Genomic DNA, 21,294 nt, shown 5'->3' on the forward strand with positions numbered 1-21,294 from the left:
ACAGTCCTTCCCGTCGACACAGTCCTTCCCGTCGACACAGTCCTTCCCGCCGATACGGTCCTTCCTGACGCGGGAGCCATTCCGGGCGTCGGAGCGGGTGCCGCCCAGGAGGCAGCCGACGGTCAGGCGACCACTTCCGCGGGGGGGGCGGATCCGCCGCACCCTGATCCCGCCCCGTCCCCGGATGCCGGGATCGAGGAGCCCTTCGATGCGGCTGTCACCGGGCCCGCGGAAGCCACGCCTTCCCCGCCTTCGGAGGATGGATCGGCCCCGCTGCTCTCGGCTGCTGTTCCTGCCGCACCAGCCGGCCAGCCAGGCCACGGCGGTTCCGGTGGGGTCCGTCCCTCACGGTCCGCCGGCGAAGGCAGCGTACCCGGTATGCCGGTGGTTTCCCGGTCCGTCCTGGCCTCAAGCGGACGGCACGAAGTTGAGGATTTCGACCACGATCACGATGTCGTGGCTCCTGATGTCCACTATCCTGGTGGCGAAGTCTCCGAGGTGCTCCCTGAGTATCCCGGGATCGCCGGTTCCGGGGCGGAGAACGCCCGGCACACCCTTGCGGCACGACCGGACACCGAGCCAGCAATTGAGCCGGCCGCCGCAGAAGCCGCACCGTCCCCCTCACTCGTGCTTCCCGCTTCCACAAGCCAAGCTCCGTCGGCGGGAAACCCTCCCGTTCAAAGGAACATAGCGGCTTCAGGCCCGGTTCAACCAGACTCCGGGGACGGTGCTTGGGCCGACGCGGCGTCAGGTGCTGCCTGGATGGAGCAAGCCGGCGGCCTGGGCGGTCCCGGGCCCCGGCGCAGCACCCCCCTAAGCGGTACGACGGACAGCGGTCAAAGGGCGAGTAGCCAAAGCGGCGGGGAAAATCCGGGACCCGGCGGCCTGTCGATTCCGCCTGCCGCGCTCCAGATCCAGCGAGCCTCCCGTTCGGCGGCTGGCCCGTTGGCCCCAGCAATCCCCAAAGTCGTCAGTCCGGTTGTCCTGCGGGTTGTCCGGACTGCCACGGCAGGCACGACACCGGACACCTGGCAGCGGCTGACGGCGATGCCGGTGCTGCCGGCGGCGGCGCGGCCGTCCTTCCCGGCGCCCGCCGCGGCCACGGCCGGGCAGGCAGCGTACGCCGACGTCTCTCGAGTCCTTGCAGCCCCAGCGCCAATTTCGACTCCAGGATCAGTCGCAACGCCCGTCGGAATCGACGATGAAGTCGGCCCCGGAACCGGCTCCGAGGCCGCATCCGGGGCGGGAACCGGCGCCTCCTTCGACGCGGCCCCGGACGCCTCACCGGAATCGAGTGCCGCCGTCGGAAGGGTCATCCAGCGCACGCTTTCAGTGGAGGCGGCAGGGTCAGCAGACGGCGCAGCGCCAAGGGCCGTGGCCGGTTCCTGGCGGCCGGCTGAAACGGGTTCCGGCCCGAGCGGCCCTGGGCTCCAATCCGGCGGACCGCGGGCAGGCAGCCTCCAACGCTGGAGTGCATCATCGGTCACCGCGCCGGGGCCCGCCGCATCGACTCCGGCACAGGCAGTGCCGAGATCAGGATTCGATCCAGGGCCGGCCCTTCCAGGGTTCCCACCGAGCCCAGGGTTTCCTGCGGTGTCCGGGCCCGGCTGGTCCTTCCCGGAGGCTGCGCATCCCGTTGTCCTGAGCCTCGCAGGGGCGTCGCCGGAACGGGCCGAAGCCGATGGTGCCCTTCAGCGGGAGGCCGCGATCTCCGCGCCGGATTATTCAGCGGCTGCCCCAGGGCCGCCCGCACAGTCAACCGCCGTCCCGGAGCCGGCCGATGGCGGCCCGTCGGTTCAGGACGGCACGGAACCTGCTCCCGCCGGAACCGGACCAGCGCAGGACGGACCAGCGCCGCAGGGAGCGGCAGCCAGGGGAGCGGCGGCTCCGGGCGCCGCACCACCGGCGACTCCCGATCAGCTTGAAGATCTCGCCAAGCGGCTCGCCGGGCCGCTGATCCGCCGTATCAAGGCCGAAATGCTGCTGGACCGCGAGCGCCGCGGTCTGCGGACCGACGCGAACTGAGGAAAATCATGCTGGAGGATGTGGATACGGCGGTCAGTGTCCGGTACACCGTGTCGCTGGACAACATACAGCTGGGGACGTTCACCACCTGCGAAGGGCTGGGCTGTGAGGTGGTGATCGAATCCCGGGAGGAGGGCGGCAACAACGCCTTCATCTGGCAGCTGCCCACGCGTCTCAAGTACCCCAACATCACCCTGACCAGGCCCCTGGGGAAGGACACAGAAAAGATCGCCAAATGGTTTGCCGGCATCGCGACGGGATACACGCGGTGCACCGGCATCATCGAGGTCATGACCGCCAACGGCAGGAAGATTGCCGGCTGGGAACTCTACGACGTCGTCCCGGTGCGCTGGAAGGGTCCGTCACTGAATCCGGACCAGCCGAAGGTCATCATGGAGTCGCTGGAGATCGCCCACCACGGGTTTGTCTCGAAAACGGGACAGTAGGAGCCGAACATGACGATCAACGCACTGGCTGCAGGGGCGACGGACGCGGAAGATGCCAATCCGGCGGCGGCCGCCGCCATCTCTGCCGGCCGCTCTCCCCATCAGGGAGGCGAAGAAGCACTCAAGCTGTCGCACGCGTACCTGGAACTCCGCGAACCGTCCAAGGACGGCTCGCTGGACAAGGCCGGCCCACCGATCGGACGCATCAAATTCCAGTTCAACCCGAAGGAGCTGACCCTGGGCAAGGCGGCGTCCTGGAGCCGGCACACTGCCAAGGGCAACAAGAAGGCGGGGCCGCCGCAGTACAACGGGCCGATGCCTTCCAAGCTCTCCCTGGAGATGTTCTTTGACGCATCCGCGAAGCAGGACGATGACGTGCTTAAACGGGTGGAGAAGTTGTTTTCCTGCTGCACTCCCACCCCGGCGTCCCTAAAGCTAAACAAGGGGTCGCCGCCGTGGGTGCTGTTCCGCTGGGGGAAGCTGACCGGGGCGCTGTCCTATATAGCCAGCGTGCAAGTCAAATACACCCTCTTCACTGCTGCAGGACTTCCCGTGCGCGCCACCTGCACGGTAGCGCTGGAAGAGATAGCAGGGGATCCGCCGAAGCAGAACCCGACGTCCGGCGGCCTGGTGCCCCGACGCGTGCATGTCCTGGTTGAAGGGGACACCCTCGCCGGCATCGCCTACAACGAATACGGAAACGCTTCCCTGTGGCGGGCGGTTGCGGCAGCCAACCGGATAGATGATCCGATGCGGCTGCGGCCCGGCACCTCCGTTCTGCTGCCCGCCGCGGCCGAGCTTCCGTCGGTAGCCCTGCAGGTTGGCGCGACCGAGGGGCGCGAGGTGCTCCGTGGCGCACGGTGAAGAATTCAGCAACATGCTGTTGGTGGAAGTCGCCGGGCAGCCGCTTCCCCCGGACATCGCCGCACGGCTTGTGTCAGGCTACGTCGATGACAGCAGCAACGTTCCGGACCTGTTCCTGCTCCGCTTCAGCGATGAGTACTCCACCGTGCTGGACAAGGCGGGGATCAGCATCGGAGTGCCCGTCAAGCTGCTCGTCCAGCAGAGCGGTCCCGGAGGCCCGGTGCCCCTGCTGTCCGGCGAGGTCACTGCCCTCGAAACGGAACTGGACCACGACGGCCTGTACACGATCGTCCGGGGCCTGGACCATTCCCACCGCCTGTTCCGCGGACGCCGGGTCGAGGCCTACCTGCAGAGCACCGCCGCGGACATCGTCCGCAAGGTGGCCCGGCGCGCCGGAATCAAGGCTGGCACGATCGACGCCAAAGGCCCCGTGCTGCAGCATGTGGCCCAGGACGGCATCAGCGACTGGGACTTCCTGCACCGGCTGGCCGTCGAGGCAGGCGTGGTCCTTTCCGTGTCCGGCGGTGCGCTGCACTTCACCGCGTCCACGGATGCGGCGACAGCACCGCCGGATGCCGGCGGGGCGAGAAACGAGCCCCTGGTGATCCAACGCGGGGTGAACCTCGTGTCCTTGCGGGGCACGGTCACCTCCGCCGACCAGGTCCCCGACGTGGAGGTCAGGGGCTGGGACGTCGCGGCGAAACGGGCCATTGTCTCCGTCGCCCCGGCAAAGACCCGCAGCGCCAAACTGCCCGAGGTGAATCCGGCGGCGCTCGCCAGGAAGTTCGACAGCCCCCGCTACGTCGCCCCGGCCACGGCCTTTGACCAGGCGGCACAGTGCGAGGCCACCGCGGCTGCCCTCGCCTCCCGCCTGAGCGGGGCGTTTGCCGAACTGGAGGGAGTGGCCCGCGGAAATCCCAAACTGCGGGCCGGGGCCGCGGTGTCCCTGAAAGGGGCCGGGAAGCCGTTCGACGGAAGCTACACGCTGAGCTCCTCCCGGCACGATTTCAGCCCCGACAGCGGTTACCTCACGACGTTCGCCGTGAGCCATGAGTCCGAGCGTTCCCTTTACGGAGTTGCGGCCGGTGCGAACAGCAGGGCTGCCGGCGTGCCCGGCGTCGTCAACGCCGTGGTGACCGCCGCGAAGGACCCGGAGAACCAGGGCCGGGTCAAGGTGAAGTTTCCGGTCCTCTCCGACAACTACGAGAGCTGGTGGGCGCGCACCGTCCAGGCGGGTGCAGGCGCCTCGCGTGGCGCCGTCGTCCTCCCTGAGGTCGGGGACGAGGTCCTGGTCGCCTTCGGCCACGGCAGCTTCCAGCAGCCGTTTGTCCTGGGCGGCCTCTTCAACGGCAAGGACAAACCGGACAAACCCTGGGCGGACCACGTCGGCTCCACTGACGGCGCCGTCCAACGCCGCGCCTTCGTTTCCCGCACCGGGATGCTGGTGGAGTTCCTGGAATCGCCCGGCGGCGAACAAGTCACCGTGAGCACCCACGGCGGCAAGCAGAAGATCTCGCTCCGACAGAAACCGGACGCCGGAATCGAGATCCTGTCCGAAGGACCCGTCAACATCACGGCCAAGAAGGATGTTTCGGTCACAACGTCGACGGGAGAGGTCGTCATCAAGGGCAAAAAAGTGACAGTGGAAGCGGCCGCCGGCCTGGAGCTGACGGGCGCCACCGTGAAGATCACGGGCAGCGGTTCAGCCGAACTCACGGCGCCGAACGTCAAGGTAGCCGGCGACGCGACGGCTGAACTGTCCGGCGGCGCCACGACCACCGTCAAGGGCGGTCTGGTCCGGATCAACTGAGCCCGGACGCAATGGGCAGTCCGCGCGGCGATAGGAGGCAGTGACGTGGGACAGGAATTCATTGGCGCCGGCTGGGCGTTCCCGCTGCGCACCGACCGGACGGGCAGCATCGCGCTGGTTCATGACCAGCGCGAGATCGAGGAGAGCATCCACCTGATCCTGGCGACCTCCCCGGGGGAGCGGCCGATGCGCCCGGAATTCGGTTGCGCCGTGCACGACTATGTTTTCGCGCCTGCGGACGCGGCCACAGCCGGCGACATAGCCTACACAGTCCGGGTGGCGCTCGACCGCTGGGAACCCCGGATCGACGTCGAGAACGTGCTGGTCCACTTCGACGGGGCCGACGACGGGGTGCTGCTGATCGATGTGCAATACACCATCAGGGGAACCAACGACCCCCGGAACCTTGTCTTCCCCTTCTACGTCATTCCGCACAGCGGCGAGGAGGCCGCTTCCTGATGCTCCCATCACCCAACCTCGATGACCGCCGGTTCCAGGACCTTGTCGACGACGCCAAACGCATGGTCGCGCACTATTGCCCGGAGTGGACCGACCACAACGTCTCCGATCCGGGCGTAACCCTGATCGAAACGTTCGCGTTCATGGTTGACCAGCTCTTCTACCGGCTCAACCGGGTACCGGACCGCCTGTACGTCGCGTTCCTGGACCTGCTCGGCGTCACGCTGCATCCGCCGACGGCCGCCTCCGTCGAGCTCCTGATCTGGTTGTCCGCTCCGCAGCCCGACGCGGTCGTCATTCCGCAGGGAACGGAGGCCTCGACCCGGCGCACCGAGGAGGACGAGGCGGTGGTCTTCGCCACGACGCGGGAGCTGACCGTGCCGCCCCGCCGGCTCGCCCACGTCATGACGCAGGCCGGCGGCGGGGTCCCGGTGCCCCACAGCGAGGTCCTGCACGGGGACGGGAGCTTCGCCTGCTTCGGTACGCCGCCGGTGCCAGGGGATGTGCTGCTCCTGGGCTTGAACGATCAGGCGCCCTCCTGCGCGGTGGTCCTGCGCCTTGAGTGCGAGGTCAGGGGCGTGGGAGTAAACCCGCGCAACCCGCCGCTGGTGTGGGAGGCATGGGACGGCGCAGGGTGGGCCTCCTGCGATCTGGACCGCGACGGGACCGGCGGACTGAACCGGTCCGGCGACGTCGTCATCCATGTGCCGCACACCCACACGGCCTCGCTGCTGGGCGGAGTCCGGGCGGGCTGGCTGCGCTGCCGCGTGGTGGACCCGGCCTCCGGTTACCCGCCCTACAGTGCTTCCCCCACCGTGCATTCCGCGAGCGCCTTCACGATCGGCGGCTCGGTTCCGGCCGTCCACGCCGAGACGATAGCAGACGAGGTCATCGGTTTGTCCGAAGGCGTCCCGGGACAGTCGTTCGAATTGGGCCGCCGTCCCGTGGTGCCCGGCGGCGAGGCGTTCGTGGTGGAAATCGCCTCCGGCTCCGGCTGGAATTCCTGGACCGAAGTGGACTCGTTCGCGGGATGCGGCCCGGATGACCGGGTCATTGCGATCGACCGTACGGCGGGCATCGTCAACTTTCCACCCGCCGTGCGCGAGCCCGACGGGTCCTTGCGCTACTACGGGGCCGTGCCGCCGGCCGGGGCCCCCGTCCGGGTCCCGCAGTACCGCACGGGTGGGGGCCCCAAGGGAAACGTCGCTGCCCGGGCACTCTCAGTGCTGCGGTCCAGCATTCCCTTCGTCAACAGCGTAGAGAACCGCCGCGCCGCCCACGGCGGGGTAGCGCCGGAAACCATCGAACAGGCCAAGGAACGGGGACCGCTGGCATTGCGGACCAGGGACAGGGCGATCACCGCCGAGGACTACGAGCAGTTGGCCAAACGCGCCGCGCCGGACATTGCCCGGGTACGGTGCATTCCGGCCACCGGGCCGGACGAAGCCGGCGGCGTGAGGGTGCTGGTGGTTCCTGCTGCCGTCCCGGACAAAGAGCAGCGGCTGACGTTCGAGGACCTGGTGCCGGACGAGGAGACTCTCTCCGAGGTTGCGTCGTATCTTGACGAACGCCGGCCGGTGGGCGCCCGGGTCCTGGTGGAGCCACCCTACTACCGCGGTGTGACCGTCGTCGCCCACCTCACCGCACGCCCCAGGGTCTCGCGTGAGACGCTGAAGCGCGATGCCCTGCGCGCGCTCTACGAGTATTTTGATCCGATCCGCGGCGGCCCGGACGGCGACGGATGGCCGTTCGGCCGTCCCGTGCATGCAGGCGAGGTTCATGCGGTGCTTCAGAGGCTGGCCGGAACCGAAATCGTCGACGAAGTGCTGGTGTTCGCTGCCGATCCCATCACCGGACGGCGCGGGGAGCCGCTGCAACGGATCGAACTGGAACGGAATGCACTGGTGTTTTCCTTTGAACATCAGGTCCGCGTGACGGAAGGGGCCTGAGATGCGTGGCATGGTTCCGGGACTGGCCAGCGCGGTACCCCTGGCCGCCCGGCTGCCGGCCGTGCTGCAGGAAGACGCTTTCCTGCAGCGGTTCCTGATGGCGTTCGACGACGCCCTGGCCCCGGTATTCACGACGCTGGACGGACTCGGCTCCTACCTTGATCCCCGGCTGGCCCCCGACGATTTCCTCAACTTGCTGGCCGAGTGGGTGGGCGTGCGGCTGGACGAGTCGTGGTCCCCGGCACGGCGCCGCGACGTGGTTGCCCACGCGGCAACGATCCACCGGCGCCGCGGCACCGTCCCGGGGGTGGCCGACGCCGTCAGGCTCGCCGTCGGAGGGGTCGTGGACGTTCAGGTTGAAGACAGCGGCGGCGCCGCATGGTCCTCGACCGCAGGTGCCGAACTCCCGGGCCGGGCCGCCGCGACGCTGCACATCCGGGTGTACGCCGCCGCCCGGGAGGACGTCAACCTCCGCCGCCTGGAGGGAATCATCAATGCCGTGAAGCCGGCCCATGTTCCCCACACCCTGGAAATAGTGCCCGGAGTGGTCCCTGGCGCTGACGATTCCTGAGGAGCCCACCGTGCTGATTTGTGGAGATTGCAGTGCCCGCAATAACGACGGCGAGAGCTTCTGCAGCAATTGCGGAGCCTATCTCGTCTGGCAGCGGGCGCCCGCCGGAAGGGAGGAAAAACGCCCGACCCTGGCGGCCGGGCCGGGACCCGGTCCCGCCGTGACAACGGCGCCGCTGCCCATAGTTCCCGTGCCGCGGGGCCATGCACCGGATACCGCGCCCGGTGTCCCGTCAGGTACCGCGCCAAGTACCCCGCCCGGGGACAGTTGGGACTCGGGCCGGGTGAACCGCCCGGCGCGCGGGGCCCATCTGGCGGGCCGCGCCGGAGGGGATGCAGCCGAAAGCACGGGGATCAAGGAAGCAGCGGGCCCCAGGGTCCTCCCCGGCGCCGGCCCGGCCGAGGTCAAACCCGGCCAGCGGGCTGTTCCGGCTCCACGCCAGGCTCCGCCGCAGGATGAACCGCGGCCGCTTCCGGGCGAGCTGATCTGCGGCCGGTGCGGGGCGGGCAACAAGCCGGACCGCAACTTCTGCCGGCGTTGCGCGGCCAGTCTCACGGAAGCCGCCGTGGTGCCCAACCCGCCCTGGTGGCGACGGCTCCTTAGCCGCCGGCAACGGCCGGCACTGCCGGCAGGAACCAGACCCAAGCGGCGGAACCAGCGGCGCTTCCCCACGGGCGCGGTTTCATTCCTCGCGGTGTCGGGGCTTTTTGGCGGCGTCGCCTACCTCGGCCGGGATGTGATCGCGGCGGCAGTGGTACGCGTCCAGGACGAACTCCTGGATGCGGAAGTCCTCGCCCAGAGCATGAAGGCGACGAGTCAGGCGCCGGGCCGGGGTCCGGAACTGGCCATAGACCACACCTCGGACCGCTCCTGGGCTGCGGCCGTCCCCGGAAATGTCGGTGCTGAGCTTGAGGCGGGTTTCGACAAGCCGTTCCGATTGACATATGTGGTCATCAGCGGCGGTGCGTCGAATGTGCCGGAAGTCTTCGCCAAGGAACGCTGGCCGGTCAGGGTGCAGATCACGGTGATACGCCCGGACGGGGGGCAGGCCTCCCGGACCGTTGACCTGAAGGACGTGTCCACCCCTCAAAGCATCTACATCGGCGCGGACCAGGTCTCCGCCGTGAAGATCAGTATCCTGGAATCGAAGGGTCCGCCGGAGGCACCCGTGGCCGTCGCGGAGGTCCAGTTCGCCGGCCGGCGGTGACATCGCCCTCCGTGCCTGGAAGTCCGTAGGCCCCCGGAACGCCCAGGGAGTTCAGGATGAGTTCGTAGCGCCGCTGCGCGCGTTCCGCGGCGGCCGGATCCCCGAGGCGGCGGAACGTCTCGACCAGGGTCCGCCAGGATTCGTCCCGCCACGGGTCAATCTCGACACTCCGGGTGGCGGCCGCGGTGGCATCGGCAGGGTTTCCCAGGACAAGCTCCAGGCCGGCCAGCGACGCCGCAGCTTCTGCGGCTCGCAGGCGGTACCTTTCACGCGTGTCGGTCACCCACTCCGCCGGACCGTCTTCCGGGAGCACCTCACCGGTGTACAGCTGGACGGCGCGGCGGAGTTCTTCGGCGGCGGCCAGGTGGTCTCCCGCCGACCGTGCCAGCGAGGCATCATGCAGGGTCTGGTCAAAATCCGCAAGGTCGAAGGCCGAGCCGTGGCCGAGCACCAGGGCATAGGCCTCGCCCTGCCGAACGAGGAGCTGCTGGCCCTCGGCCTGTCCCTCGGGCTGGAGGGCCCCCCGCAGACTGGACACGCTCACCTGCAGGGCGTGCAGCGCCGAGGCGGTATCCAGATCTGCCCACAGTATCCCCGCAAGCCGTTCCCGGTGCACCGGGCGGCCGGCGTTCACCGAAAGAATCCGGAGCACTGTCCTGGCCTGCGGCCGCACCTTGGACAGGTCCACGCCGATACCGTCGCTGCGCAGTGCGAACCCGCCGAAACAGCCCACCTGGAGGGACGGAAGCGTCGCACCGGGCACTGCCTCAACGACACGGCCGACACGGCCGCCCCGGTCCCGGCCGGCGGATTCCGCGGGTCCCGTCCCCGGACCTGGTTTCGGGGTGTGCTGGATTGCCCGGATATGCGGTTCCATTGCCATCCACGTCCACGGACGGCAGACCAACCCCGCAGACGTGCCGGTCTCACGGGCCGCATGCATCAGTTCCCGGTAGTGTTCCGGCCGCTGCAGGGCCATGGCCGCATAAGCGACTGCAAGCGCACCGGGAACTCCTGCGGCCCGGGCGAAGGCCTCCGCAGTCCGCGCCTCCTCGGCGGCTCCCGGCAGGCCCAGGGTTGCACTGACGAGGGCCTGCGCCGACTGTGCCCAGGCTTCCAGGGCGCCCGCATCAAGTCTGCGGAAGCGTACCGCGATGGCGTCAAAACCCCGGGTGTCCGGGCGTCCGGCGCGCAACCGCAGGAGAGCCGCGGAAGCGGCGACCAATGCCGCGCCCCACTCGTCACCCCGCTGCTCGCAGCTGTCAATGATGGTCCGGACGGCGTCCTGGCAGCCCGGGGTGCCGGGGAGTGCGGCCTGGACACCCCGTGCCAGGCGGGCCAGCCAGGTAAAGCCGCGCCGTTGAGCCTGCCGCTGCACGGCGTCCAGTTCCGCGGCAGGACCGTCGGGGTCCGATTCCGGTCCAAAGACAGCCAGCGCAAGCTGCGCCGCCAGTGCAGCCCCCGGTTCGTCGTCCAGCCGCCCGGCACACCGCCGCAGCGCCAGGAGGGATGAGCGTTGATCGCCGGCAAGGAGACGGGATAACCCGTCGGCCAGGAATTCCTGGGGCCGCCGGGGGGCACCCCTCGACCGGGCCACCCCGCCAGGGTTCCCGTGGGTCGCTTCCCGCAGGCTGCCCGCCGGTCCCGGACCCGTGGCAGGCGCGTCCCCGGCCCACACGGCGGCGCTCTGATGAAGGTCCCGCGCCAGTGCGAGCCAGCCGGGGTCACTGGTCAGCGCAGGGACCCCCGCGGCGGTTCTGTAGGCGGCTGCGGCGCATCCGTCATCGAGCAGCTGCCGCGACCTGGCCACCGTACAGCCGGCGTCCTCCCGCAGCAGCGGCCCGGGAACCAGGGCAGCCCATTCGCAAGCGCCAGGCTGCACGGCATTTTTTCCCGCCCGTTGCAGAAGGCTGCGCACGTGGTCCCAGTCCTTGCCGTCGGCAAGCACCCGCAGGGCGGCGCCGAAGGCCCCCTCCTGTTCAAGGATCCCCGCGGCCTGCCCACGGGTGCCGTCCGGGCAGCTGTGCTGCGTGTCGTCAAGCGTGGCGGCGAAGTACTGCCGCAGCACCTCAGGGGCCCGCAACGTTGCGCCGTCGTCCTCGCTCGAAATGACGCCGAGCTGCTCAAGCCGGAGCAGCAACTGCCGGCTGTCACCGCCTTCCAGGAGCGCGTCGCAGCGGGACGGTGTCAGCACGTCGAAAAGGCAGCTGCGGCGAAGCAGCACTTCCATGTCCTCGGAGACTCCAGTCAGGAAATGGTGTGTCAGGTAGTCCTGGACATACCGCGACGCCGGGCCGAGGGACTCAGCTGCCCGGCGCCGTTCCACGGAGGATCGGTTCTTTGTCGCAAGGTGAAAGAGGTGCAGCGCGGCCGCCCAGCCATCCGTCCTTAGCGTCAGGTTCAGGGTGCCGGCGGAACTCAGGGGCTGCTTGTACGTGTTCCGGAAGAGCTGATCAACCTCAGCGGCGCGAAAGCGCAAGTCGTCACCGGAAACCGTGACGGCAGCAGGCAGTTCGGACCTGGCCAGATTAAACAGCGGCGGGCGGCGGCTGCCCACGAGGAAATGCACCTGAGGCGAGTTGAGTGCAAGAAGACGCTCCAGCTCGGACTCCGCGCAAGTATGCGCCAGCGCATGCAGGTCATCCACGACGAAGACGAGCGGCCTTTCCAGCCGCCCGGCCAACAGCTCCAGGTCGGGGAAGGAGCGGGGGGATTCGTCGTCGACAGCCATGGCGAGCGCGGCGGCAAAGCGGGCGAGCATCCGGCCCGGCTTTGCGTCACGCGGACTCGACCGGTACCACGCCACGGTGCTGGACCGTTGCGCCGCCCATTGCGCCAGGAGAGTCGTTTTGCCGGTCCCGGGCGGTGCGATCACCAGCCCGAGCCGCGCGGTGGAGGTGCCGTCAAAGTCAGGGATCAGGCGGGGCCGCACGAGGCCTGTGACTTCCGGCCCCTTCATGCAATTTCCATGCTGTGTGCCTGGCATACCGTCCTGCTTCCCCCGGAAGGATTGGGTCCCAGCGTGGCTTATAGTGTAGGGCGCATTCGTCCAGCGTATCGAGTATTTGGCCGCTTTCCGCGAAAATTCGGCGGGCCGGTGAGACGGACCATTCAGGGCCCCGGCACCCGCGGGACACGGGCGGACCGGGACATGTCTCACGCTGTTTTCTGGCCCGAAGGGACCTCGAACGATACCTATCCGGCATGCTTTGTGGTCACCCGCAACCCTCAAGAGGTAGAACGTCGTTGGCCCTCGTCCGCGGCAGTCTGGCGACGGGCTCCTGTGATATCACGCCGGGACGTTGCCTCGACCGCACGGTTCTCCACGATATTTGTATCGTTATTTGTAACGATGGCCGGCACCAGGCGGCCCGGAAATAGGGAGTACACCGGTACCGCATGGCTGTCCTTCATGGGGCACCCGTCAGGGATCCCTGAGCAGAACGCGCAGTGGCAGGCAGTCCATGACGAGGACCTGGGCAACGGCCTGACCTGGGGCGCCAAGGCCCCGCTGAACAACACCTATGCCCTCGCCGTAACGAACGAGACGGCCGCCAAGTACGGGCTGAGCACGTTGTCCGACATCGCCAAGCTGCCGGTTGACCAGCGGACGTTCTGCGTCGAGCCGGAGTTCAACTCCAGGCCCGACGGCTTCGGCCCGATGCTCAAGCACTACGGCCTGGACCGCGGCTCCGATTCCGGCGTGCCGGAGCGCAACATCGGGCTATACGACGTCGGCGCCGTCTACAGTGCCACGGACAACGGTGTGTGCACCCTCGGCGAGGTATTCGCCACGGACGGCAGGATCGACGCGTTGGGCCTGACCGTGCTCACCGATGACAAGAAGTTCTTCCCTGCCTACAACGTGGCGCCAGTGTTCTATTCCAAGACCCTGGCCGCCCGCCCCGAGCTTGAAGGGATTTTCGCGCAGATTTCCCCGCTGCTGACGGATCAGACGATGCGCAACCTGAACTTGAAGGTCGACGTCGACGGTCAGGAGCCGGCGGATGTCGCCTTCGAATGGATGAAGGAGCAGGGCTTCCTCACCGGGGCACCATAAAATCCGGTCCTCATAGCCCGGCGCGCAGCCCCTCAGCCGGCCGGCTCGAGCCCGGCGGCGGCATAGGCGGCCTTGGCCGGCTCCCCGGCCAGGAACGCTACCAGCGCCCCGGCGTCGTGCCTGCCGGTGCCTGGTGCGGTTCCGGCGGAGAACGCCGTGTAGTGCTGGATTTTGTCGGGGAGCGGGCCGGCGATTTCGGCTTCCGGGACGGACAGGAGTTCGCTCATTTGCTGGATGGCCAGGTCTGCCCTGCCATCGAGCAGCGCCAACGCGGTGAATCCTGTATCGACAACGGTGGCGCTTTCGGTGACCTGTCCAGCGATCCCGAGTTCCTGGAGCAGCTTCACGAAGTAGATGCCGCTGGGCCCGTTCCGTGAGTAGGCCACGGAACGGGCCGCGGTCAGCGCCGCGGTGAGCGCCTCCACGGTGGCAATGTCCGGGAGGGCGGCGCCGGGGGGAACGGCGACGCCGATGCCGGCCTGCGCCAGCGGTGTCAGGCTCCCGGCGTCGAGGATTCCGGCGGCGGCGAAGCGCTCGAGGGCGGCGGTGATGCCGAGGACGACGTCGGGACGGGCACCGGCGTCGATCTCCTGGACCAGCGCGCTGGTCGGGGCGAAGCGGGCCTCAACGGCGATTCCCGTGTCGCGGGTGAAGGCGGGCAGGAGGGCATGTTCCACGGCGCCCCGGAGGGCGACGGCGCAGAACAGGGTCAGGGCGGGGTGTTCGGTCATGGTCTCGGGTCTCAGTTCCGGGCGGGGGCGAGGATGACGTCGAAGCGGGTGCGGGCCCAGGCCTGGCCGCCGAGGTCGCGGCCGTCGGGGGTGGGGGTGCCGGCGGGCTGTTCGGTGAAGTCCTTGATGAGGGAGTCCTTGACGCCGAAGACTGAGTCGCCGATCTCGATCTGCGGATCGCCTTCCACGAAGATGTGCGTCACGAGGGTCCGCAGGCCGTCGGCGGTGACCATGAAATGCAGGTGGGAGGCGCGGACCGGGGAACGGCCAACAGACTCCAGCATCTTGCCGACCGGTCCGTCGTGCGGGATCGGATACGGGGTGGGCGTGAGTCCCCAGAATGAGTACTTCCCGTTTTCGTCGGCGAACAGGTGGGCCCGTCCGGCCACACGCTGGTCCGTGTACTGGACGTCGTAGAAGCCGTCTTCGTCGGCCTCCCAGACCTCGATCCGGGCACCGGGGACTGGGCGGCCTTCGGTGTCGGTGACGGTGCCCTCGACCCAGCAGGGCCGGCCTGCCGCGCCGCCGGCGATGTCCCCGCCGAGGGGGATCTCGGGGGCGTCGGCGACGAAGAAGGGGCCGAAGACGGTGGCCTCGGTGGCGGCGGCGGCGCCGGTGTAGGCCGGGTTGTTGATGGCGATGGTCTGCATGGACAGGCCCAGGACGTCCGAGAGCAGGATGAATTCCTGGCGTTTGTCGTCGGTGATGTGCCCGGACGCGGTGAGGAATTCAATCCCTGCAGTCCATTCGTCCTCGGTGAGCCGGACTTCGCGGACGAAGTTGTGCAGGTGCCGCGTCAGGGCCTGCATGAGCTGCTTCAGGCGGGGGTCTTCCGTTTTGTCGAAGGACGCGACGACGGTGTCCACGAGCTGCTGTTCGACGGCGGCCTGCTCGGGGCTAATGCTGGGGTGCGGCTGGTTGGCTTGGGTGGTTCCGGGCATGGTGTCCTCCTGGAAATCGGGGCGGGTGCGAGGGGTTTGGGTCGGGGTCAGAGGTCCAGGAGGACCCGGGGGTCTTCGCCGGTCAGGGCCGCGCGGAGCAGAGCGGTGAGGTTTTCGGTAGTGACGGGGCGCGGGTTGGACGCCGGGACGGCGGGGAGCACGACGGCGACGGCCTCGGCGATCCCGTCCGCGGTGAAGCCATAATCTGACAGTGCCTTGGGGGCGTCCAGGCGTTTGCGGAGCTCCTGCAGTCCCGTCAGCGCGCCGGCGGCGCCGAACGCTGCGGCGATGCGGGCCTCGGCGTCGGGCGCTGCGGGGGCGTTGAAGGCCAGGACGTAGGGCAGCACTGTGGCGTGGGTCTGGGCATGGGGCAGGTTGAACGTGCCGCCCAGGACATGGCAGATCTTGTGGTGCAGCCCGGACCCGGCAGAGGCGAACGCCACGGCGGACAGGTAGGCGCCGTAGAGGGCCTGTTCGCGTCCCCCGGCCCCGGACGGGTCGGCGGCGATGAGCGGCAGTCCCTGGCTGAGGGCGCGGATGCCTTCGGCGGCGAGGGCGGCGTTGATCGGGTCCGCCCGGGGGGCCCACAGCGAGTCGATGCAGTGCGCCATGCCGTTCAGCCCGGAGGCGACGGACATGTCCACCGGCAGGGACAGCGTCAGTGCCGCGTCGTAGATCACCGTGACGGGCAGGACGGCGTCGTCCACTCCGGTGGTTTTCCGGGATGCTTCGGTCAGGCCCCACACGTTGGTGGCCTCGGAGCCGGCGTAGGTGGTGGGCACGGCGATGATCGGCAGGCGGGAGGTCATCGCTATCGCCTTGGCGAGGCCCGTCGTCGAGCCTCCGCCGACGCACACAAGCAGGTCGATGCCGTGCCCGGCCGCGGCGGCGCGGGCCTTCTCCGCCGTTTCGATGGGGACGTGCATCACGACGTCGTGGTGCCAGAGCGCGACCTCGATGCCGGCCGCGGCGGCCTGGGCCGTGGGTGTCTCGAAGTCCGAGGCGATCACCATCACCCGGGACGCGCCCAGCCGGGCGACCTCCGCGGCGAGGTTCTCAGCGGCGGCACCGGTGCCGAACAGGACACGCTGGCCCAGGGTCACATGGTCAAAGGAAAGGCTCATCGTCAGTTCTCCCGGTTCAGGATTGCGGCGACGGCCCCGTAGAGGGCGCCTTCCGGATCGTGCGGCAAGCGGTCGGCGCGCCAGCCGACGTGCTTGTCCGGACGGACCAGCACGGCACCATCTTCCGCCACGCCACGCAGTTTCGCCCAGTCGAAGTACAGGTCGGTGACGTCCTGTCCCGGGCCAATCACCACGGAACCGACGGCGACGCCGAGCCGGTCGCTGACCTTCTGCGCGGCCGGGGCCCAGTCCGCGCCCGTGGGGCCCGTAATGACGGTGAACTGCCCGTAGGGGGCGAGGTCGTGGGTGGAGAGTTTGCGGCTGCTGTCGCCCACCCAGGCATGCGGGAGCCGGCCGCCGGGATGTGTCGTTGCTTCGTAATAAAGTTCGGGATCCCGGACCGGCGCGGGCTTGCCGGTCCCGTCGCCGACGACGGCGGAGGAGTCGTAGTGCTGGCCGAGTTCCACGCCGTGGGCGTTGAACTCGTAGTTCTTGATTTCCATGGCCGCCTGGATGGCCTGACGCTTGGCTGCGCCTTCGGCGGTGTTGTCCTTGCGGGACTCGATCAGGGCGTGCATCTCCTCGGCGGTCTCGGCCTTGTCGATCCCGAGCGCCTCGAAGAGCTGGCCGAATTCCCGGCCGGACTTGTTCGCCCGGGTCACGATCTGCCTCGCCACTGGGGCCCGCTCCGCGGTGTAGGTTTCCAGCAGCTCCTCGCCGGCCTGGCCCTTGAGGACCGCGGCGATCTTCCAGGCCAGGTTGTAGGAATCCTGGATGGAGGTGTTGGAGCCGAGCCCGTTGCTCGGCGGGTGCTTGTGCACGGCGTCGCCGGCACAGAACACGCGCCCGGCCTGCAGCCGCGTGGCGTACTGCTCATTGTTGCCCCACAGGGACGTGCCCGTGATCTCCACGTCGAGGTCCGGAACGCCGACCAGGTTCCGCACAATCTGCGCCGCGGACTCATCGGTCACCGTGGGCGGCTTTTCGTTGATGTCGAAGCCCCAGACGATCAGCCACTCGTTCCAGGGCCGCACCATGCGCACCAGGCCCGCCCCGATGCCGCCGATGTTCGATCCTGGCTGGACCACCCAGTACAGCACCGAGGGCCGGTGGCCCACAAGTCCGGCGATGTCCGCCTTGAAGGTGATGTTCATCGACCCGGCAATGTCCATCTGCCCCTCGTACGGCAGCCCGATGTCCGCGGCGACCTTGGACCGGGCCCCGTCGGCGCCGATCAGGTACTTGGCCCGGATGGTGTATTCATGGCCGGTGAGCCGGTTCAACACGCGCACGCTCACGCCGTCGTCGTCCTGGCTGTGCGAGAGGTATTCGGTGGAGAACTGCGTCTGCGTGCCACGCACGGTGGCGTTCTTGACCAGGATCGGCTCGAGGTATGTCTGCGGAATGTCGCAGTTCAGGGACGGGGACGCCAGCTCGTAGTCCGCGTGGCGTGCGGGGTGGGTTCCCCAGCTAAGGATCCGCCCGATCTCCTCGCCGGCGATGGACGTGCAGAACACGGTATCGCCGATCATCCCGTGCGGGGTGGCGTCGGCCAGGACCTGGTCCTCGATCCCCAGGTCGCGGAAGATCTCCATGGTGCGTTGGTTGGTGATGTGGGCCCGGGGCGTGTTGGCCGTCCAACGGTACTTGGTGATCATGATGTTCGGGATACCCAGGCTGGACAGGAACAGTGCGGCCGAGGAACCAGCCGGCCCGGACCCGACGATCAGGACTTCCGTGTGGACGATGCTTGCGTCCGGGAGCGCCGTCTCGGCGACCCCGTCATTGAAAATAACCATTGTTTTCCTTCGGTACGGCCCGCAGGCCGGAGGTGTGGAGCTGAGTGAACCGGGAACCCTATTCGTGCGCTGAGCTGCCCTGGCCGCTGCTGTCGTAGAGGCCTTCCCACGCGGAGGCGGAGATGGCCTCCGGCCGGGACGGCCAGGTGGCGGGCCCTGTATTGTCCGGCGGCGTGCTGTCCGGCGGCGTGCTGTCCGGCGGCGTGCCGTTCGACGCCGTGCGGCGCGGGGCTGCACTGATTGAAGCGGTGCAGCCCCGGATGGCGTTCCCAGCCGCTGAACGCGTCCTGATCCTGATGCTGGCGAACATGGTCAGCGCGCAGTGCTGGCGGCGGAGCCGGCCCGGGTGCGGAGGGCGTCGGCGAAGAGGTCCATGACCTCGGCGCTGGCCGGCAGGACGTTGACCATGGAGAAGAATGCGTGCATCTGCCCTGGCCAGCGGTGGTGTTCGACGTCGACGCCGGACTCTTCGAGGCGCGCGGCATATGCCTCGCCTTCGTCGCGGAGCACGTCGTGCTCGGCCGTGATCACCAGGGCGGGCGGAAGTTCCGCGAGCGACTCCGCCCGGAGCGGCGACGCCTCGGGATTGGTGCGTGCGCCAGGCTCCGGGACGTAGTGGTTCCAGAACCAGTGCATGAACTCTGTGGTGAGGAAGGACTGGTTTTCCGGTGCGAGATAGGAAGCGCGGGTGAAGTCCGAGTCCGTCGCCGGGTAGAGCAGCACCTGGCCGGCGAGCTCCGGACCGCCATTGTCCCGGGCGCGGATGGCCGTGACGGCGGCGAGGTTTCCGCCCGCGCTGTCACCGGCGACAAAGAGCGGCACGCGGGCCCCTGCGATCCGTTCGGCATTGTCGGCAGCCCACTGCAGGGCCGTCCAGGCGTCCTCGACCGGCGTCGGGAACGGGTACTCGGGCGCTTTCCTGTAGTTGACCAGGACGACGGCGGCACCGGACTTTGTGGCCAGCTGGCGGCCGAGGGTTTCGTAGCCTTCGATGTCTTCCAGGACCCAGCCGCCGCCGTGCAGGTAGACGAGCACGGCGTTCGGCTTCGTATTGGGGACGAGGACCCGGACGTGGAACTGCCCGCCGTCGTAGCCGGCCAGGGTGTGGTCTTCGATGTTGTGCACCTCAGGGCCGGGGCCGTAGAGGTCCTTCAGCCCGCTGCCGGCGATCCGGGCTTCCGCGGCGGACAGTTCCCACAGGGGTTTGGCATCCGGTCCGGCGGCCTGTGCCATTTCGGTCAGGAACGCGGTAGTTGCTTCGTCAAGTGCCATTGGATTCTCCTCTTTGAGATGTCGGCGGTGTGCTGAGTAGTGGTTTTGAACAGAACGTACGACGGCGGCCTGTCAGCTGATCGCGGATAGCCCGCTGAGCCGGTGCCAGGCACGGTTGTGGTAGACCAGAGGGCTGGCCTCGGATGCCGGTTCCGCCACCGAGGCCTGCAGCACCTGGACGGCCACCACAGTGGAGTCGCCGGCCTGCATCCGGTCCACGATCCGGCCGCGCAGCCAGGTCGGGGCGTCGTGCAGGACCGGCTCGCCGGTCACCAGCCGGGACCAGCTGGACGTATCCGCGAAGCGGTCGATCCCGCTCGTGGAGAACGTCTTGGCCAGTCCCATCTGGTCCGCGCCCAGCAGGTGGACCACAAGGGTTTCGGCCCGGGCCAGAGAGGGGGCCGTCGAGGAGAAGGCGGAGAGGGAAAAGACCAGCAGTGCCGGGCTTGCCGAGACGGAGATGACGGACGTGGCGGTCAGCCCCACGGGGCCGTCCCCGGCATCCGCGGTGATCACGGCGACGCCGGCCGGGTGGTTGCGGAAGGCGGCCTTGAAGTCGTCGGCGGAGAGCATATCCCCGGAGCCGACGCTGGCGACTCTGGCGGGGGACGGGATGGAAACAGCTGCGTTTGCGGCGCTCATTTCCCGGCCTCCGTGGCCGATGCCTTTTCAGCCGGCGCTTCTTCAGCGAGGGAAAAGAAGACCCATTCGGCGTCCTTGGCCAGGCCCGAGAGCATCCGGCCGCAGGCCTGGAGCACGACCGGGCCGGACGTCATGTGCTGCGTCCCGGCGTGCATGTCGCGGAAGAAGCGCTGCAGGTCCCCGTGCCGGAGGGCCGCCGTCGCCGCCCATTTGTAGACAGTCATGCAGACTTCGTGGGCGGACCAGGTGGCGTTGTTCAGTGCGAGGCGGGTCAGCGTTTCCTGTTCGGCGGAGAGCAGTTCGTCGCTGTCCAGGGTGGCCTCGTTGTCCCTCCAGACCTCGAACACGAAGGCCCGGGCCGAGCGAAGAGTGGCCTCGGCCTTGGCGTATTCGGCGGCGAACTGGTCGGTGTCGACGCTGGCGCCCGGGGCCCCGGACTTCTTCTGGGCGAGCGCCTTCATCTCATCGAGCATCCGGCGTCCGACGCCGAGCGCCCAGCCGGCGTGGTTGATGCCGGACATGTTGGCCAGCCCCATCCGGTAGAGGGCGCCGCCATAGACGCTCTCCTTGGTGGTGACGTCGTAGGTGTAGGACTCGGGCACGAACAGGTCTTCGCAGCTGTAGTCGATACTGCCGGAGGCCTTGAGGCCCATGACGTCCCAGTTGTCCACGATGGTGGCCTGTTCCTTGGGCAGCGTGAAGACCAGGGGCTGGCCGGTCTCCAGCACGACGGCGGCCGTGTGGATGTGGCTGGCGTGCGGCAGGCCGGAGGCGAAGCTCCATGACCCGGTCAGGAGGTAGCCGCCGTCGACCTTCTTTGCCTGGCCCATCCGGGTGCCCTGGCCGGCCATCAGGTGGTAGCCGCCGTTGGCGAACAGCTCATCCGTGGCGTCCTTGCCCTGGTAGGCGGCGGTGGTGCCGGTGATCATCTGCAGGGCCATCACGGCCCAGCCGGTGGAAGCGTCGGCGCAGGATAGCTTCTCGATGACCTCGATGACCTGGCGGGGGGATGCCTCGTAGCCGCCGAGCTCGCGGGGGATGCCAAGGCGGAAGACGCCGGAGTTGTGGAGGGCCTGGACAGCCGTGTCCGTGAGGCGCCCGAGTTCCTCGTTCTCATCCGCCTGCGACTTCAGCAGCGGGGTGATTTCGTCGATGCGGACCAGCAATGCCGGGACGTCGTCGCTGACGTGCAGGCGGCCTGTCGATTCCAAAGCGGTCGATTCCAAAAGTGTCTGGGACATTTATTGCTCCTGGCTTGTTACGGTGCTGTCATTGCAATGTATGCGTGATCCGGCTCACCTTGGATACGATGGAGTGCACACCAATGTTGTGACAGCGAACACATTCGCAGGTGTGATTCAGGCTGGTAGTCACACGCATTGCGGCCCGGACCG

The 21,294-nt window shown here is 68.5% G+C and carries 19 protein-coding genes; 9 read left to right on the forward strand and 10 right to left on the reverse strand.

The annotated features are described in order from the left end of the window. Positions 1-408: 408 nt before the first annotated feature. Positions 409-552 carry a hypothetical protein gene (locus J9611_RS10410; RefSeq protein ID WP_211879932.1) on the reverse strand — a complete coding sequence of 48 codons (144 nt, stop codon included), beginning with the start codon at positions 550-552 and terminating at the stop codon, positions 409-411. Positions 553-1,593: 1,041 nt separating this feature from the next. On the opposite strand from J9611_RS10410, the gene J9611_RS10415 reads away from it, so the two are divergent. The 8 genes from J9611_RS10415 (at position 1,594) to J9611_RS10450 (ending at position 9,331) form a co-directional block, all read left to right on the forward strand. Next, on the forward strand, positions 1,594-2,025 hold the full coding sequence (locus J9611_RS10415; protein WP_211879934.1) for a hypothetical protein: 432 nt from the start codon (positions 1,594-1,596) through the stop codon (positions 2,023-2,025). 8 nt (positions 2,026-2,033) lie between these two features. After that, on the forward strand, positions 2,034-2,471 hold the full coding sequence (locus tag J9611_RS10420; protein ID WP_211879936.1) for a phage tail protein: 438 nt from the start codon (positions 2,034-2,036) through the stop codon (positions 2,469-2,471). A gap of 9 nt (positions 2,472-2,480) precedes the next feature. Further along, on the forward strand, positions 2,481-3,335 hold the full coding sequence (locus J9611_RS10425; RefSeq protein WP_211879938.1) for a CIS tube protein: 855 nt from the start codon (positions 2,481-2,483) through the stop codon (positions 3,333-3,335). Continuing rightward, positions 3,322-5,145 carry a VgrG-related protein gene (locus J9611_RS10430; RefSeq protein WP_211879940.1) on the forward strand — a complete coding sequence of 608 codons (1,824 nt, stop codon included), beginning with the start codon at positions 3,322-3,324 and terminating at the stop codon, positions 5,143-5,145. Before J9611_RS10425 ends, J9611_RS10430 begins: the two co-directional genes overlap by 14 nt. Positions 5,146-5,190: 45 nt before the next feature. Continuing rightward, on the forward strand, positions 5,191-5,604 hold the full coding sequence (locus J9611_RS10435) for a GPW/gp25 family protein (RefSeq protein WP_211879942.1): 414 nt from the start codon (positions 5,191-5,193) through the stop codon (positions 5,602-5,604). Then, entirely contained in the window at positions 5,604-7,553 is a 1,950-nt protein-coding gene (locus J9611_RS10440) for a putative baseplate assembly protein (RefSeq protein ID WP_211879944.1), read from the forward strand. The genes J9611_RS10435 and J9611_RS10440 overlap by 1 nt, the downstream gene beginning before the upstream one ends. Before the next feature lies 1 nt (position 7,554). Then, positions 7,555-8,124 carry a phage tail protein gene (locus J9611_RS10445; protein WP_211879946.1) on the forward strand — a complete coding sequence of 190 codons (570 nt, stop codon included), beginning with the start codon at positions 7,555-7,557 and terminating at the stop codon, positions 8,122-8,124. Between the two features lie 283 nt (positions 8,125-8,407). Next, positions 8,408-9,331, forward strand: a complete 924-nt coding sequence (locus tag J9611_RS10450; RefSeq protein WP_211879948.1) for an NADase-type glycan-binding domain-containing protein — start codon at positions 8,408-8,410, stop codon at positions 9,329-9,331. Here the strand turns inward: J9611_RS10450 and J9611_RS10455 are convergent. Further along, complete coding sequence (locus J9611_RS10455; protein ID WP_211879950.1) at positions 9,255-12,290, reverse strand: AfsR/SARP family transcriptional regulator; 3,036 nt, start codon at positions 12,288-12,290, stop codon at positions 9,255-9,257. The two genes, J9611_RS10450 and J9611_RS10455, sit on opposite strands and share 77 nt — an antisense overlap. Before the next feature lie 393 nt (positions 12,291-12,683). Between J9611_RS10455 and J9611_RS10460 the strand changes: the two genes are divergently transcribed. After that, complete coding sequence (locus J9611_RS10460) at positions 12,684-13,391, forward strand: glycine betaine ABC transporter substrate-binding protein (protein WP_307857073.1); 708 nt, start codon at positions 12,684-12,686, stop codon at positions 13,389-13,391. Positions 13,392-13,423: 32 nt separating this feature from the next. Here J9611_RS10460 and J9611_RS10465 read toward each other — a convergent pair whose 3' ends face one another. The 8 genes from J9611_RS10465 to J9611_RS10500 form a co-directional block, all read right to left on the reverse strand. Next, positions 13,424-14,122, reverse strand: coding sequence for a molybdate ABC transporter substrate-binding protein (locus J9611_RS10465; RefSeq protein ID WP_211879953.1), 699 nt, complete (start codon positions 14,120-14,122; stop codon positions 13,424-13,426). A gap of 11 nt (positions 14,123-14,133) precedes the next feature. Continuing rightward, positions 14,134-15,063: a hydroxyquinol 1,2-dioxygenase gene (locus tag J9611_RS10470; protein WP_211879955.1), complete on the reverse strand. Its 930-nt coding sequence runs from the start codon at positions 15,061-15,063 to the stop codon at positions 14,134-14,136. A gap of 47 nt (positions 15,064-15,110) precedes the next feature. Next, positions 15,111-16,187 carry a maleylacetate reductase gene (locus tag J9611_RS10475; protein WP_211879957.1) on the reverse strand — a complete coding sequence of 359 codons (1,077 nt, stop codon included), beginning with the start codon at positions 16,185-16,187 and terminating at the stop codon, positions 15,111-15,113. Positions 16,188-16,189: 2 nt separating this feature from the next. Beyond that, on the reverse strand, positions 16,190-17,986 hold the full coding sequence (locus J9611_RS10480) for an FAD-dependent oxidoreductase (protein ID WP_211879959.1): 1,797 nt from the start codon (positions 17,984-17,986) through the stop codon (positions 16,190-16,192). Between the two features lie 58 nt (positions 17,987-18,044). Continuing rightward, on the reverse strand, positions 18,045-18,296 hold the full coding sequence (locus J9611_RS10485; protein WP_211879961.1) for a hypothetical protein: 252 nt from the start codon (positions 18,294-18,296) through the stop codon (positions 18,045-18,047). A 2-nt stretch (positions 18,297-18,298) separates the two neighbouring features. Further along, positions 18,299-19,258: an alpha/beta hydrolase gene (locus J9611_RS10490; RefSeq protein ID WP_246527640.1), complete on the reverse strand. Its 960-nt coding sequence runs from the start codon at positions 19,256-19,258 to the stop codon at positions 18,299-18,301. 72 nt (positions 19,259-19,330) lie between these two features. Continuing rightward, positions 19,331-19,900, reverse strand: coding sequence for a flavin reductase family protein (locus tag J9611_RS10495; RefSeq protein ID WP_211879962.1), 570 nt, complete (start codon positions 19,898-19,900; stop codon positions 19,331-19,333). Continuing rightward, a complete protein-coding gene (locus J9611_RS10500; protein ID WP_211879964.1) occupies positions 19,897-21,141 on the reverse strand; it encodes an acyl-CoA dehydrogenase family protein in 1,245 nt (414 codons plus the stop codon). The genes J9611_RS10495 and J9611_RS10500 overlap by 4 nt, the downstream gene beginning before the upstream one ends. Between the last annotated feature and the right edge of the window lie 153 nt (positions 21,142-21,294).

The organism is Pseudarthrobacter albicanus (assembly GCF_018224015.1).
GTDB classification, from domain to species: domain Bacteria; phylum Actinomycetota; class Actinomycetes; order Actinomycetales; family Micrococcaceae; genus Arthrobacter; species Arthrobacter albicanus.

Excerpts from the sequence above, each read along its gene's own strand:
- J9611_RS10420 (WP_211879936.1), top strand. The coding sequence starts at position 2,034 with ATGCTGGAGGATGTGGATACGGCGGTCAGTGTCCGGTACACCGTGTCG.
- J9611_RS10425 (WP_211879938.1), top strand. The coding sequence starts at position 2,481 with ATGACGATCAACGCACTGGCTGCAGGGGCGACGGACGCGGAAGATGCC.
- J9611_RS10440 (WP_211879944.1), top strand. The coding sequence starts at position 5,604 with ATGCTCCCATCACCCAACCTCGATGACCGCCGGTTCCAGGACCTTGTC.
- J9611_RS10445 (WP_211879946.1), top strand. The coding sequence starts at position 7,555 with ATGCGTGGCATGGTTCCGGGACTGGCCAGCGCGGTACCCCTGGCCGCC.
- J9611_RS10455 (WP_211879950.1), bottom strand. The coding sequence starts at position 12,290 with ATGAAGGGGCCGGAAGTCACAGGCCTCGTGCGGCCCCGCCTGATCCCT.
- J9611_RS10460 (WP_307857073.1), top strand. The coding sequence starts at position 12,684 with ATGGCCGGCACCAGGCGGCCCGGAAATAGGGAGTACACCGGTACCGCA.
- J9611_RS10465 (WP_211879953.1), bottom strand. The coding sequence starts at position 14,122 with ATGACCGAACACCCCGCCCTGACCCTGTTCTGCGCCGTCGCCCTCCGG.
- J9611_RS10470 (WP_211879955.1), bottom strand. The coding sequence starts at position 15,063 with ATGCCCGGAACCACCCAAGCCAACCAGCCGCACCCCAGCATTAGCCCC.
- J9611_RS10475 (WP_211879957.1), bottom strand. The coding sequence starts at position 16,187 with ATGAGCCTTTCCTTTGACCATGTGACCCTGGGCCAGCGTGTCCTGTTC.
- J9611_RS10480 (WP_211879959.1), bottom strand. The coding sequence starts at position 17,986 with ATGGTTATTTTCAATGACGGGGTCGCCGAGACGGCGCTCCCGGACGCA.
- J9611_RS10485 (WP_211879961.1), bottom strand. The coding sequence starts at position 18,296 with ATGTTCGCCAGCATCAGGATCAGGACGCGTTCAGCGGCTGGGAACGCC.
- J9611_RS10490 (WP_246527640.1), bottom strand. The coding sequence starts at position 19,258 with ATGGCACTTGACGAAGCAACTACCGCGTTCCTGACCGAAATGGCACAG.
- J9611_RS10495 (WP_211879962.1), bottom strand. The coding sequence starts at position 19,900 with ATGAGCGCCGCAAACGCAGCTGTTTCCATCCCGTCCCCCGCCAGAGTC.
- J9611_RS10500 (WP_211879964.1), bottom strand. The coding sequence starts at position 21,141 with ATGTCCCAGACACTTTTGGAATCGACCGCTTTGGAATCGACAGGCCGC.